Here is a 14323-nt window from a genome sequence, read left to right on the forward strand (position 1 = left end):
ATTCCATCTCTTCCGATCCCCAATTGTACTCTAAATGCCTCCTTAAAAACGCACCGATCCCCAATTTCACTGAATACAATCCCAATAAATAGTCCCAATCCCCAATTTCACTGAATACAATCCCAATAAATAGTCCCAATCCCCAATTTCACTCAATACAATCCCAATAAAAAGCCCCAATCCCCAATTTCAGTCAATACAATCCCAATAAATACCCCCAATCCACCCAATTTTCTCTATACACCCCCTAAAAATAGCACCAATCCCCCAACTCCACTCTACACGCCCCCCCTAATAACCCCCCAATCCTCCCATTTACACTAATCGCCCTCCCAATCGCCCCCTCCAAACCGCCCCAATCCAGAAATCTAAACGAAACGAAACCCGACTCCTCAATAACCTCCTCAATTATCTCCCCCAATCGCTATTCCATCTAAAATCAGGATCTAAACAAAACCCGTCCCCTCTATTATTTATCAGAAAATTAAAACAACTAACTTGATATCTCCAGCTCATTCCCTTATAAATAAAGTAAACGCTTTACTATTTTAGGAAGGGGATGGAATGACAGCATGCATGTACCTTTAGTGTTAACGGATTTTCTTGATCGGGCGGTCGAGCAATACGGAGATAAAACCGCGATCATCGATGATGAAAAGAGACTTACATATAAACAGTTGAATGCGCGGGTCAATCAGCTTTCCCGCGGATTGCGAGCGCTTGGCGTCCAAAAAGGGGATAAAGTCGCGTACCTCGCACCAAATACGACGGAAATGCTGGAAGGATTCTACGGGGTGTACGGTGTCGGAGGCGTGATGGCTCCGCTCAATACTCGCCTCAAACCAGCGGATTATGAGTTCATCCTCACACACAGTGAGAGCAAGGCTTTGTTTGTGGATGAAGAGTTGTACCCGCTCGTGAAGCCGATTTTATCAAAAGTGCCGAATCTCCAACATGTCATCATCCACGGCGAATCACAGGATGCTTACCCCGGCTATGACGAGTGGAGGGGCCAATTCAGCCCCGATCCCTTCGACAGGGTCCCACTTGAAGAAACCGATATCGCTTCGCTACTCTACACAAGCGGGACAACCGGGGATCCGAAGGGAGTCCTCCTGACGCATCGGTCCAATTATCTTCACGCGCTTTCAAGCATGCACCATCTGAAGGTGTCAGATCAGGACACGCTGCTGCATGTGCTGCCGATGTTCCACGTGAACGGCTGGGGATCGCCTTTCTACTATACGGCGAACGGTGCGACACAGGTGATGCTGAGGAGAGTGGATCCGAAGGTCATTTTGGAAAAAGTGAAGAAGCACGGCGTATCGATCATGCATATGGCGCCGACCGTCCTCAATATGATTCTTGAACAATATGAAGCTGATAAACCAGTCATCGATCAGCCGGTGAGAGTCGTGATTGCAGGGTCCGCACCTCCTCCGGCTTTTGTGAGGAAAGTAGAAGAGGATCTGAAGTGGGAGTTCATCCAGGTGTATGGGATGACCGAGATCTCACCGCTCATCACGACATCGGTGATCCGGTCGACGGAGCTTGAAAAAACGAAGGAAGAGAAGTACCGATTGAAGGCCAAGGCGGGATACAGTATGGTCGGTGCCAAGGTCAAGGTCGTGGATGAGGTAGGAAACGAGGTTCCTCATGACGGCAAGGCAATCGGCGAAATCGTGACGAGGACCAACACAGTCATGGAGGGGTATTTCAAGAACCCCGAAGCGACAAATGCAACGATCCGCGATGGTTGGTTACATACGGGGGATATGGCGGTCGTCGATGGGGACGGTTATATCGAGATTGTCGACCGGATGAAGGATGTCATCATCAGCGGCGGGGAGAATATTTCTTCCATTGAAGTCGAGGGTGCGCTTTATGAACATCCCGGTGTACTTGAAGCGGCGGTGATTGCAGTGCCTGACGAACGTTGGGGAGAGGTACCGCATGCCGTGGTCGTCACCCGGGAAGGCTACACGCTGACAGAAGAAGAACTCATCTCGTTCAGCCGTGAAAAATTAGCCCATTTCAAAGCACCGAAGGGAATCACATTTGCGGAAGAACTTCCGAAAACGGCTTCAGGGAAGATCCAGAAAGTCGTCATCCGAAAGGAGTTCTGGAAAGACCGGGACCGGATGGTACACTAATAAAATCAATAAAAAGACGTGTGAGCCTCCTCACACGTCTTTTTGTTGATCTTATTTAAAAATGCCGAACGGCTTTCCGACTGGAAGCGTCACTTTTCCGAAATGATCATTCAGCACACTCGCTGCCGATCCATAGAAGCTGAAGAGTGAAATCAATAGCTCCGAAACGGCCGCCAATGTGTGCATCGCTTCTGGCATGATCCCCAATGTTGACAATGAAAGGCCAATGAACAAGAAGTCGATCAATACGAAAATGATGAACAGTACCTTATGTGTTTCCATCGCTCCGATCGTCATGAACAGGCTGAAGATCAAGTAACCGATGAAGGCGATCCCTAATTGCTCGGGATCGACGGCTGCAGCCGCATCTTCTCCGAACACACCGAACTGGATCAGCCAGGATGCCCCGACACCGAGCCAGAACAGTCCGAATGCTCCAAAGGCTGTCATGCCGAACGTATTATTGTGTTTCGCATCTTGGATAGAAGCAAATAGCTGTGCAAATCCACCAAGGAAGATCGCCCAAGGCAGCACAAATGATACGCCGTCCGTCCACCCAAGCTTGGATGATGAGGCCACGAGTGTGACCATTGCAAGCCCGAATAACCCGATGGCAGAAGGGTCCGCCGCTGATATTTGAACTCGTTGAGTTGTTTGTGATTGATTCATGATGATTCCTCCTAAAAAAACATACTTGACTAATTTACAGAAAAAATCGATGGGGCACAATAGCAAAAAAGGATGTAAGCATAACTTTCATAAAAATTTTTTCTGTGGGGATGCCTGCTCTCATTAGGATTTGGAAATTTTTATAAAAAAACAGCCCATCATGATGTTTATCTTTTCAAAAAGATGGTAAACAAGCCTATGTAACATAAAAAAACAAAGGAGGATTCTTACAATATGGCATTCTGTTTTAAGAGAAAAGATAAGCCATAGGGCTGCTTGATACGAACAGCAAATGAGGATTCACCTTAGTTTTTTAAAGAAAAAGTCATTGGAAACGTCATTTCTGTAAGAGTCATTGGTCACTACACTAATTACACTCAAAAGGAGAGGAAACAACATGGCAGACAATCAGAACAACAATAATAAGATGAGCTATGAGGAAGCTGGCCGCAAAGGTGGGGAAGCTACCTCCCGCAACCACGATAAGGAATTCTATCAAGAGATCGGGGAAAAGGGCGGGGAAGCGACTGCCAGCAATCATGATAAGGAATTCTACCAGGATATCGGCGAAAAGGGCGGTAAAAGCTCCGGCGGTGGAAACCAATCGTCAAGCAATAGCTAAATCAGCAGTCATTGGAAACGTCATTTCCGAAAGTAGTCATTGGATTCAACCATTACACTTAAAGGAGAGGAAACAACATGGCAAACAGTTCAAATAATAATAATGAAAAGATGAGTTATGAAGAAGCTGGCCGAAAAGGCGGAAACGCGACAGCACGCAACCACGACAAAGAGTTTTATCAAGAGATCGGGGAAAAAGGTGGAGAAGCCACTTCGAACAATCATAGTAAAGAGTTCTATCAGGAAATCGGAGAAAAAGGCGGCAACAGCTCCAATCAATCAAACACCAATAATTCAAACAACAACTAATCCATAACTACGAAAAGGGATCCGGCACAAGGGTCCCTTTTTTACGTGGACGGGAATGGTATCGGTACGTGTCCCTCACCACCCTTTCGCACGGCTCTTCCCCTCTTCATTTCTCATCACCTTCAATGGTCGCAACGAATTCCATGGTTTCACTCAAAGCGAAAGAGGGAATACTCACTCCGAAACGAAAATAATAGGAGGTAAAGCCCTATGAACCTGTCAGAGCAAGCAGTCAGGGAAAGTGCATTTTGCCCTAACGAATATGGAAGATTGAAAAAGGTATTGGTGGTTTCACCTCTGAATATGAGAATCACCGAAGTTATCAACGAAACACAAAAACATTATCTGAAAGAAAATATTGATATAGATAAAGCGATCAAGCAGCACGATCAATTTGTCCGGATCCTTGAGGAACATGGGGTCAGGGTGAGTCATCTCGAACCCCTTGAAGAATTGAACGAGCAGGTATTCACCAGGGATATCGGATTTTGCATCGGCAATGAATTCTTTGTTTCTTCCATGAACGCAGAGCTGAGGAAGGGCGAAGTGAAGGTACTGATGGAATGGCTGGAGGCGAATGCGCTTCCTCACATCCACCTGGCAGGTCACTCGATTGAAGGAGGGGATGTGCTTGTTGATGGAAAGGATGTATGGGTCGGGATCAGTGGACGGACCAACCGTCTGGCCATCCAGAATTTGAAGAAGCTGCTTCCGGATCATACTGTGCATGCACTACCCCTGAGAAGCGACATCCTTCACCTTGACTGTGTGTTCACGATCCTTTCGGAAGAAGCAGCCATCGTATATCCGCCTGCCTTTTCAAAGAAAGACCTGCAAAAAATCAAAGCCCGGTACAATGTCATCGAAGTGGATGACCGGGAGCAATTCCAGATGGGTCCGAACGTACTGGCGATTGGGGACCACAAGATCATCAGTCTCACTGGGAACAGAGGACTGAACGAAAAAATCAGGGGAAAAGGCTTCACGGTCATCGAAACCGACTTCTCTGAAATCATCAAATCAGGCGGCTCATTCAGATGCTGTACGCTTCCGGTCATAAGGGAGCAGGACAAAGGTACGTCCCTCACTGCTTTAAAGCGATGAGGGACGTACCTTTCGTCCAAGTTTACAAACCTTTTACATTTTTGTAGCCTCTATGAAAAAGGATGTTTACATCTTTCTACTATTCTAGTAACTGTATTCAAATTCTAGGAGGTAGGAAAATGAAGAAATCATTGAAAAAAATTCTTCCACTGGCAGTTGTATCTTCCTTAGCGGTTGGCAGTGTTATCGGGTTGAATCAAGACGATACAGAAGCAAAGGCACAAGATTCTAAAAACGGGAAAGCGAAGAATGTCATCTTCATGATCGGTGACGGTATGGGTGTACCTTATACGACAGCTCTTCGTTATATGAATGACAATCCGGATACAATGGAATTCGAAAAAACGGCATTCGATCCATATCTTGTGGGTCTGCAATCCACCTATCCCGAAGATGAAGAAGAAAATGTAACGGATTCGGCAGCGGCAGCGACTGCAATGAGCGCCGGTGTTAAAACTTATAACAACGCAATCGGAGTCGACAATGATAAGTCGAACGTGAAAACCGTATTGGAGCAAGCGAAAGAAAACGGCATGTCAACAGGGATCGTTTCAACTTCCGAAATCACTCATGCCACTCCAGCTTCTTTCGGTGCGCACGATGAAGACCGACACAATGAAAACGAAATTGCCAATGATTACTTTGATGAAATGATCAACGGCGAGCATAAAATCGACGTCATGCTTGGCGGAGGTACTTCATTCTTTGAAAGAGAAGACCGCAACCTTGCAGATGAGTTCAAGAAAGACGGATACAGCTATGTGACATCAACAGATGAAATGAAAGCTGATAAGAATGGTCAAATCCTTGGACTTTTCGCTGAAGAAGGTATGGACAAGATGATCGACCGTGATCAGGAGCAGCCTAGCCTTGCAGATATGACAACTTCAGCGCTAGATCGCCTGAAAGGGAATGACGAAGGTTTCTTCTTGATGGTAGAAGGTAGTGAAATCGACTGGGCTGGTCATGATAATGACGTAGTCGGAGCGATGAGTGAAATGAGAGATTTCGAAAAGGCATTCGAAAAAGTACGTGACTTTGCGAAAGAAAATGGCGAAACTTTGGTAGTCGTTACAGCTGACCACTCTACAGGCGGGTTCACGATTGGATCAAACGGAGAATATAATTGGAATCCAGACCCAATCAATGCTGCTAAACGCACACCTGATTTCATGGCTGAAGAAATTGCGAACGGTGCTTCTGTCGAAGACACTCTAGCTCAGTATATTGATCTAGAACTAACAAGCGAAGAAATTGCTTCTGTTAAAGAAGCAGCAGAAACGAAGGATAAAACTGAAATCGATAATGCAATCGAGAAGATCTTCGATGTTCGCTCCGGTACTGGCTGGACAACGGACGGTCACACAGGGGATGACGTACCTGTCTATGCATTCGGACCTCAAAAAGAGAAGTTTGCAGGCATGATCGATAATACGAACCAAGCAGAATTGATCTTTGAAATCCTTAACAATAAAGGGAAAATCAAATAAGACTGACCATGCGAAAGCCATGCAGTGATAGTACTGCATGGCTTTTTTTTTTCGTAGCGTTCATCCTTCTTGTAAATCGGAAATGCTGACCTGTGACCTCTCTTCCAAAGGTCCCCGCAAATGAACGACCGCGGTCTGTCCATCTTCCATCACTTCATCAATCCAGACGGAAGCATCATTATACTTGACCTCGATGTCCGCTGAAGAAGACAAGATCTGTTTTACCCGATTAAGTTCCATATTCAATTCCTCCCATTAGGTTCTGATTCCTTTGGTTAGTGTGTCCCGTTGCTTCTGAATCATGCCTGTATATTTTGCCTCGGGAACAGGTACGCTATGGTGGAAAGGATGATGCTGATATGAAAAAAGAAGAGAAAACATCCACTTCAGAGGCAAATATCGAAATGAATGAAGCGTTTTACGGGAAAGAAGATCACCCTAAGGATTACTCAGCACCGTATTATCTTCAAGGCGGCGGAACACCGATTTTAAACAGTGCTGATGATAAAGAGTGAGAGGAAACCGATTTTGGATGTGATTCCGAAATCGGTTTTTTCTTTTTTTAGATCGATCCCCGGCACCCCTTGAATAAATAAAAGCCACCAGCAATGGTAGCTCGTCGATTATTTCGTTTTCTTTTTTTGATCTTTGTTATGTTTATTCCCTTTACTGTTGTCCCCGGTCGTAATTTCGGAAGCAAATTCAGTTGTACCACGTTTCGGTGAATTTTGATTGCTGCTTCCATCATTGAACTTCTTTGTCACGTGTCATCCCTCCTTTAGCCTTTCATGTTAGTGTTGGAAAAAAAGAAGGGGGTTATGCATGGTGCTTCGCAAAATAAGCATAGAGTCCTGTTTTCGCATTGATAAGAAGGTTTTTTTCATGAAATAGCGAACAAGAGAGAAAAGGAGGTCGGTGAAATGAAAAATTTCCGGAACTCGTCTTCGAATCTTGCGCCTAAAGGAACGCGGGATTTGGAACCTGGTACTTGGAATTCTGGTCCACGTCCTGATGAAGTCCTGGATGGGAGCGATCCGATCCTGTTCATTCATGGAATCAACACCAATTCCGATACATGGCGGATCGCTGGTCATGATATCGGTGAATTAGCCTGCTCCCATGGATTCCAAACAGCGTTCATCAATTTGTCCGGAAGTAGTGACATGTGGGCGAACGGATTGCTTTTGGCAGAAAAAATGAAAGAAATAAGTGATTACTTCAAGAAAAAATTGGTGATCGTCGCACACAGCAAGGGTGGGATCGACGCCCAGACGGCCATGGTCCATCACGGAGCCTCACCGTATGTCAGGCGTGCGATCACTCTTTCGACCCCTCATCACGGGGCGGAGCTTGCCGACCTTGCTTATAGCAAATGGGCAAGCTGGCTGACCGAGAAGATCAATAGTAAGAGTGATGCCATATTTTCCCTTCAGACGGCTTATATGAAGGCCTTCAGGGAGCGTACGGATCACCTTGATGCTAGTCTTCATACGCCTTTTTACACATTCGGTGGGACCGGCTGGGGTGGCATGGGTTCTGAATTGTTCTGGGGCGGTCTGTACTTGAGCCGGTTTGGGCCGAATGACGGAGCGGTTACCGTGAAGAGTTCCCGGCTCCCTTATGGCAAGAAAATGGTTGCCCGGGATTGGACTCATAAAACGATCAAGCAGGGAGAGGAAATCTTCCCTTACATCAAGGGACTACTATTGGAAGATGTGGAGGAACCGCCGTTCGCATCCATTACGTTAGAAGCAGGAGAGAGCGGAACCTCCGTTCTGCATAGGGGAGGGGAGTATACGGGTAAAGGAGAGGAATGGTTTTGGGTTGAAGATGGTGTGGATGAACTCACCATCGATTGGATCAACAGTCTCGATGATACAGCCCTTACCCTGACAGACCCGGGTGGCAATAAGCATATGGGCTTTTCCATCGGGATGGATGAAACAGGGTTCTTTCCAGGTGCCTTTCATCATTCGCTCAAGATCGTTCATCCATCCGCCGGCAGATGGCTCCTTGAAGCAAGGAATGATCGAACAGACATGTATTTATTGAATCTGCTGTTTAAAGACGGGGTGAATCCGCGGTTGGAAGACCTCTTCAAGGGGAAGGATGATTCCATCGGAAAAATGGACGATACCAAGAAGGTACATACGAACGTCCATGTGATGCATATTCCCGAAAAGGAACCGAAACGGACGCAAGCGATTAAAAACCCTGATAGCCTTAATCAGGAAGACCTTGCAGCGTACGAAGAAGGCATCCACAATATCACAATCGACATCAACGGAGTGACTGCACAAGGCCATAAATACGAGCGGACTGTCATCAAAACCATATTCGTCAAGAGCGACGGCACCATCCTCGAATGAAAAAGGTACGTCCCTCATTGCTTTAAAGCAGTGAGGGACGTACCTTCTATTATAGTGAGTTCATGAATTCGGTTACTTGGTCAGGCGTTTTGGCATTTGCGCTGTGTAGGTGGGCGATTTTTTCACCGTTCTTCCATACGAGCAGGCTTGGGATGCCCATGACATCGTATTTCTCAGCGATTTCAGGCAATTCATCCTTGTTGATATCGTACCATTTATACTCACTGTATTGCTCCATGATCTCATCAATGAACATGTCCATGCGTCGGCAGTCAGGGCACCAGTCGGCATGGAATTTAATGACCACCGGTTGGTCGGTCGTGATGATTTCGTCGAATGTTTCTTTATTTTTAATCGATTGCATGTGTAAACCCCCTTTCTCCTTTATTGTAACCACAGGTTAAACGTTCCGTAAACCGTGATTGATCAAAAGCCCGGAGTAAAGAATTTCACCAACCGTACTCCAACATGATAAGATAGAAAACACAATCCAAAGAAACAGGTGATAACATGAAACCAATTACTATAGGCTTGGCAGGCTACGGATTTTCAGGACAAAGCTTTCATCGTCCATTACTGCAGCATTCCGAGAAGTTCACGATACATACCGTCATGTCTTCAAACGAAGAGAAAGTCCAGCAGGACCTAGAAGGAATAAAAGTCGTCAAGACGTTGGACGAGCTGCTTCAAGAAGAAATCGAGCTAGTCGTCATCACGACACCGAATCATTTACATTACACGATGATCAAGAAGGCCCTCGAGGCTGGGAAGCATGTGGTGGTGGAAAAACCTTTCGTCACGAACAGTGCAGAAGGGGATGAGCTCATCAGGTTAGCGGAAGAGAAGGGGCTCTTACTGTCGGTCTTCCATAATCGTCGCTGGGATGCGGATTTCCTCACCCTCGAAAAGCTGTTAAATGAAAAACGGTTAGGTGAATTGGCTACTTATGAAGCTCACTTCGACCGCTACAGGCCAGCCGTCAAGGATCGATGGAAAGAAAATAAGATCGATGGGGGAGGGGTGCTATATGATCTCGGTGCCCATTTGATCGATCAGGCATTATGCTTATTCGGTAAGCCGCAATGGGTGTTTGCGGATGTGTTCGCTCAACGTGATCCCGAGAAAGCTGAGGACTATTTCCAGATCACTTTCGGCTATGAAGGAATGAGGGTCGGTCTCTATTCCCGTTCGATGGTCCTGGACCCGGGGCCGCGTTACCAAGTGCATGGTAAAACGGGAAGCTTTATGAAGGTTGGCATGGACCCTCAGGAATCCGACCTGAAAGAAGGGATCGACCCTTATTCAAGTGAATGGGGACGTGAGGATGAAAGCTTATGGGGAACACTGTCACTCGCAAATGAAGATGGAGTGACAACTGGCAGACTGCCTTCGGAAAAAGGGGATTACACGAAGTATTACGAAGGCATCTATGAAGCTCTCAGGAACAATGGCACTGTCCCTGTACGAGCGGAAGATGCGAATGATGTCATCCGCATCATTGAAGCGTGCATTCAAAGCTCGCATGACAAGAGGGCGATAAAGATTGGGGAAGTTTGATCCCTTGAAGAAAAAATAAGGAGGAGCAACGGGAATGTTCAGCCCGTTGCTCCTCCTTTTTTGTTACTGCCGCTGGCTCAGGCATTGCAGTGATGTTTTTTTCCATGGCAAGCCTATTCCACGGTACCGCCTTCGACGATCCGGACGTCCGGTTTAATAATGAATTTTACATTAGGATAGAGCTCCTTTTCCCACTCCTTTATATCAAATCCTTTTACACCATGTTTTTGACTTTGGCCGATCCCGACGGGGTCCAATCCGTCCTTTTGGAATTGTTTAAGCATTTTCAGTGATTTTTCTTCAATATCCTTCTTCATATGCTCTTCGATTTGAGTGATTCGTCCAGATGTCAATTTCTTTCCGGTAAACTCTTTGATGATTCCCCTGATTGTAATCGTGATCGTCACTTCAACTGGTTGTTTTTCGTGCGCGACCTCGATGTCATGTTTGGATTTAAGGCTGGTGACGGAGGCTTCAATATTCGGCTCATTTCCGTCTTCTTCCTCATGAAGCTTGACAACATGGCTTCCTTCTGACACCCTGTCAACCAACACTTTGAAAAAAAACATATCATCTGCGGGGATGGAATCAATCATTTTATCATCCTTAAAGAGCGCGACCCCTACGACTTGAAGCGTATTATCTGATACCTTTCTGATAATCGGGAGGTAGGGGGTCTGTCCTTCCTGATAGTAGTCGAACAAGAACATATGAAGATTCGTTTCAGGCAGTTCCCTTCGCGTTATATTCTGTTTCAAGAGATTCGATATGTACATCCCGTTTCCCCTGATTCCGTATTGACCTTTAAGGACTTCTTGCGCAGTTCCTTCCGTCACCATCAGATAGACACGTGCCCCGATGCTTGCATCCCTTTGCAGGGAATCGGCCACATCGATGACGCCTTTTTTGGCGAATTCCTCCCCGATCACCACAGCATCCAATCCTCCCCTGACAAGGGGCTGCTGTGACATCCGCGACAGCTTTTCAAGTACTTCCCTCGTCGAAGAAGCTTCTGCCGAGAGAGTCATATTCTCAATCGTCTTGTCAGGCTGATAGATCGGAAACATGGCTGTTCCCCTGATTTTACTGTTGTCCCCGACATCGTATCCTTTGACGGTCTCGATATACAGGTCATCGAGGATTTCCCGTTCGACACATCCTGATAACAACATGGAAATCAATGCAATTCCAATTAGGCTTCTCTTTTTCATGATTTCTTTCTCACCTTCTTCATCAAGATGACGAGCAATAATAGAAGTGGAAGGTAAATAAAGTTGATATAAAAGCCGATTCTTCCCGCCCAGTCGTTCAAGAAGTTTACCTGATGCCGACTGGTAAAGAATGATAGAGTCGATAAGCATAGTATGGAAACCACGACCAAAGAATGCCGGTGCTTCATCGGAGTCATTCTCTTTAAGATCCTGCTTGCGCACCACAGCGTGATACACACATTGGGAAGGATGATCAGGCACCAGTTGGCGATCCCGATGTATTCGAATCTTTCTACGAAAGGCATTTCGACGATCTTCCACATGGAAAGTGTGGCCCAGACGGTCTTCTCCAGCTGCTTCTCACTGAAGAAAGCAAACGATATAAGGGCGATGATCGTATAGCCCATCGTGGTGGTGAAAAGCCCCCAGTGTGCATATTTTTGCGATTGTTTGGCATTCTTGATGAATGGATAAAGAACGACAATCGATTCGTATCCCAAATAAGTCAAAGACATATTCTTGGTGGAAATCAAAATGTCTTTGAGTGAATGGTCAAAGACGGGAAGGATATTCCTGAAATCGGCATATGGGAATGTGAAGGCAAAGGAAAGCGCAAGATAGCTCGGGAGGATGGTCCCGAAGAAAGCCGTCCCAGTAATGACCCTCACGCCACCGTTCACGAAATAATAGCAGAGCAGAAGAAATGACAGCGAGAAAATGAACGTGCTGAGCCTCGGATACATCCAGACCTGCAACACTTCAATGTAAGTCCTGAGAATGGTGATGACCAACAAACTGAAATAGAGGACAAAAATCATGTCGAATATCTTTCCTAGCCATTTCCCAAAAGCCAGTGCATGAACCGATACGATATCCCCTTCGCCAAGTTCCACGAGCTTATACATAATGATCATCAGGATATGCGTGAAGATGCCGGCAAGGATGACAGCAATCCAGCCGTCATACCCTGCGTTTCTGGCGATGATCCGCTGAAAACCAAGGACACCCCCACCTACCTGTATGGAATGGACGAGAAAGAAAACCAGTCCGGGACTGATTTTATTTCGTTCTGGGATCTGCAGCATCGTGGCACCTCCAATCATTCATCGATATCGAGCTTTTCCTTTCCTTCCTGAGAGTTGAAGCGGACTTTTTTGGTTGTTTGTAGATACCCCGGGCGCAAGGCTTGTTTATTGAACGGGAAGCGGATCAGCGCATCCTTCAGGTCCTTAAGCCTCGGCGGGAATAGCGGCTCCAGGAAAGGGCGTCCTAGTGAAGTAAGCTGCAATAGGTGACCCATCAGTAAGCAGAAGCAAAAGACGATCCCAAGCAGTCCCCAAAGCTGGGCAAGCAGCAAGAAAGGGAAGCGCAGGATACGGATTGTATTACCCATCCGATAGACCGGCGTCGTAAACGACGCGAGCGCTGCGAGGGCTACGAGGATGAGCAATACGTTACTCGTCAGGCCGGCTTCAACCGATGCCGTCCCGATTACGATACCGCCTACGATACCGATCGTCTGACCGACCTTTGTTGGAAGTCTGGCTCCAGCCTCTCGCAGGAGCTCGATCGTCAACTCTAGGAATAAGGCCTCCAGTATCGGTGGCAATGGGATTTCCTGCCTGGAAGTGACCAGCGTCGCCATGAGGTCTTTCGGGATCAGTTCGTAATGATAGGTGAGCGCCGCCACATAAATCGGTGTAATCAAGATTGAGAATGCCACGGCAAAAACCCGGACGAGCCTGAAAAAGGATGCCACGATAAAGTTAAGGAAATAATCCTCGTATGCATTGAAAAACTCCACTAACGTCGTGGGGCCGATCAACGCATGAGGAGAGCCGTCCACCATGACGATGACCTTTCCTTCTATCAATACCGATGCCACACGGTCCGGTCTTTCCGAATCAAGAAGCTGAGGAAAAGGAGAGACGCTATTGTCTGCAATCAACTGTTCGATGAAGGAAGAATCCGTGACCTGATCGAAGTTGATTCCATCGATACGCTGCCTCATCGTATTCACGTTCGCTTCATTAGCGAGCCCATCCAAATAGAGCAGGGCAATCCTGGTGTGAGTAATGGATCCGACATTAAACTCTTCGACCGTCAATTCTTTAATTGGGATCCTTTTACGAACAAGATTCAAATTATCGCTGAGAGATTCTACGAACGCTTCTTTCGGGCCAACGACACTGAATTCCACTTCCGGTTGCGAAACCTTGCGTCCCATCTCATTTTTTGTGGCGATGAAAGCAAATTTCCGCTGTGATCCCCCGATCGTCAACATCGTATATCCATTGAATAATTTCTGCTCAATGATCGATTCATCAGTTGAGATCTGGATATCCACGATCGGCACAAGTGTGTGCAGGTCTTCAAGATCCTTGAACCCCTTTGATAATACAGATGGGAGGAGATCTTCCTGAAGGATCTTCCCGTCGATCAAGGTCGTGACGAAATGGAGGCTGAACTTCAGGCCAGTATAAGGATTTTGATAATAAGACTGTTCATAATCAGCTGATTTTTCCAAGCTGATCTTAATGCTTTCAAATGTCGGTTTCTTGTTGTTTTTATCTGAACTCTTATTTTTAAAGATTGAAAACATATAAATCCCTCACGTCAATGTGGTGTCTACGGTAGTGTTTCCTAAACAGGGATAAATATGAAAAATTGAGGGGGGATGGAAAAGTTGGAGAGAGGGGTGATTTAACAACAGGCCCTGTAAAACACGATTGTCCTGTTCCATGTAAGGGCGGTGAGCTTTACCAAAAGGAGTCTGCGCCTAACAATCCGTTCAAATGCAAGACATCAACAAGTTCATCTAAAAGAATCCAACAAAAAAA

At 46.2% G+C, this 14323-nt stretch carries 13 protein-coding genes and 1 pseudogene; 7 read left to right on the forward strand and 7 right to left on the reverse strand.

Translation table 11 applies throughout. The annotated features are described in order from the left end of the window. Positions 1–572 precede the first annotated feature (572 nt). Entirely contained in the window at positions 573–2153 is a 1581-nt protein-coding gene (locus LCM10_RS10835; RefSeq protein ID WP_224876277.1) for a long-chain-fatty-acid--CoA ligase, read from the forward strand. Positions 2154–2204: 51 nt separating this feature from the next. Here LCM10_RS10835 and LCM10_RS10840 read toward each other — a convergent pair whose 3' ends face one another. Beyond that, positions 2205–2822 (reverse strand): acetate uptake transporter, encoded by a 618-nt coding sequence (locus LCM10_RS10840; protein ID WP_224876278.1) that lies wholly within the window; start codon positions 2820–2822, stop codon positions 2205–2207. A gap of 397 nt (positions 2823–3219) precedes the next feature. Here LCM10_RS10840 and LCM10_RS20865 point away from each other — a divergent pair. The 3 genes and pseudogenes from LCM10_RS20865 to LCM10_RS10860 all read left to right on the forward strand — a co-directional run bounded on the left by LCM10_RS20865 (position 3220) and on the right by LCM10_RS10860 (position 6346). Continuing rightward, positions 3220–3752, forward strand: a pseudogene (locus LCM10_RS20865) (KGG domain-containing protein). A gap of 210 nt (positions 3753–3962) precedes the next feature. Next, on the forward strand, positions 3963–4856 hold the full coding sequence (locus LCM10_RS10855; protein ID WP_224876279.1) for a dimethylarginine dimethylaminohydrolase family protein: 894 nt from the start codon (positions 3963–3965) through the stop codon (positions 4854–4856). 119 nt (positions 4857–4975) lie between these two features. Next, positions 4976–6346: an alkaline phosphatase gene (locus LCM10_RS10860; RefSeq protein WP_224876280.1), complete on the forward strand. Its 1371-nt coding sequence runs from the start codon at positions 4976–4978 to the stop codon at positions 6344–6346. A 60-nt stretch (positions 6347–6406) separates the two neighbouring features. Here the strand turns inward: LCM10_RS10860 and LCM10_RS10865 are convergent, their stop codons facing one another. Next, positions 6407–6586: an H-type small acid-soluble spore protein gene (locus LCM10_RS10865; RefSeq protein WP_224876281.1), complete on the reverse strand. Its 180-nt coding sequence runs from the start codon at positions 6584–6586 to the stop codon at positions 6407–6409. 119 nt (positions 6587–6705) lie between these two features. Here LCM10_RS10865 and LCM10_RS10870 point away from each other — a divergent pair, with 119 nt between their 5' ends. Next, entirely contained in the window at positions 6706–6861 is a 156-nt protein-coding gene (locus tag LCM10_RS10870; protein ID WP_224876282.1) for a hypothetical protein, read from the forward strand. A gap of 108 nt (positions 6862–6969) precedes the next feature. Here the strand turns inward: LCM10_RS10870 and LCM10_RS10875 are convergent, their stop codons facing one another. Next, a complete protein-coding gene (locus LCM10_RS10875; protein WP_224876283.1) occupies positions 6970–7110 on the reverse strand; it encodes a hypothetical protein in 141 nt (46 codons plus the stop codon). Positions 7111–7266: 156 nt separating this feature from the next. Here LCM10_RS10875 and LCM10_RS10880 point away from each other — a divergent pair, with 156 nt between their 5' ends. Continuing rightward, positions 7267–8715, forward strand: a complete 1449-nt coding sequence (locus tag LCM10_RS10880) for an esterase/lipase family protein (protein ID WP_224876284.1) — start codon at positions 7267–7269, stop codon at positions 8713–8715. A 49-nt stretch (positions 8716–8764) separates the two neighbouring features. On the opposite strand, the gene LCM10_RS10885 is transcribed toward LCM10_RS10880, so the two are convergent. Further along, positions 8765–9079, reverse strand: a complete 315-nt coding sequence (locus LCM10_RS10885) for a thioredoxin family protein (RefSeq protein WP_224876285.1) — start codon at positions 9077–9079, stop codon at positions 8765–8767. A gap of 146 nt (positions 9080–9225) precedes the next feature. On the opposite strand from LCM10_RS10885, the gene LCM10_RS10890 reads away from it, so the two are divergent. Then, a complete protein-coding gene (locus LCM10_RS10890) occupies positions 9226–10272 on the forward strand; it encodes an oxidoreductase (RefSeq protein ID WP_224876286.1) in 1047 nt (348 codons plus the stop codon). A gap of 113 nt (positions 10273–10385) precedes the next feature. Here the strand turns inward: LCM10_RS10890 and LCM10_RS10895 are convergent, their stop codons facing one another. From LCM10_RS10895 to LCM10_RS10905, 3 genes are read right to left on the reverse strand one after another with little or no spacing between them, the layout of a single operon-like run. Further along, complete coding sequence (locus LCM10_RS10895) at positions 10386–11483, reverse strand: Ger(x)C family spore germination protein (RefSeq protein ID WP_224876287.1); 1098 nt, start codon at positions 11481–11483, stop codon at positions 10386–10388. Beyond that, complete coding sequence (locus LCM10_RS10900) at positions 11480–12568, reverse strand: GerAB/ArcD/ProY family transporter (RefSeq protein WP_224876288.1); 1089 nt, start codon at positions 12566–12568, stop codon at positions 11480–11482. Before LCM10_RS10900 ends, LCM10_RS10895 begins: the two co-directional genes overlap by 4 nt. A gap of 14 nt (positions 12569–12582) precedes the next feature. Continuing rightward, a complete protein-coding gene (locus tag LCM10_RS10905) occupies positions 12583–14085 on the reverse strand; it encodes a spore germination protein (RefSeq protein WP_224876289.1) in 1503 nt (500 codons plus the stop codon). Positions 14086–14323: the final 238 nt, after the last annotated feature.

The sequence above is a fragment of the Rossellomorea aquimaris genome, assembly GCF_020171925.1.
In the GTDB taxonomy this organism is placed as follows: domain Bacteria; phylum Bacillota; class Bacilli; order Bacillales; family Bacillaceae_B; genus Rossellomorea; species Rossellomorea aquimaris_F.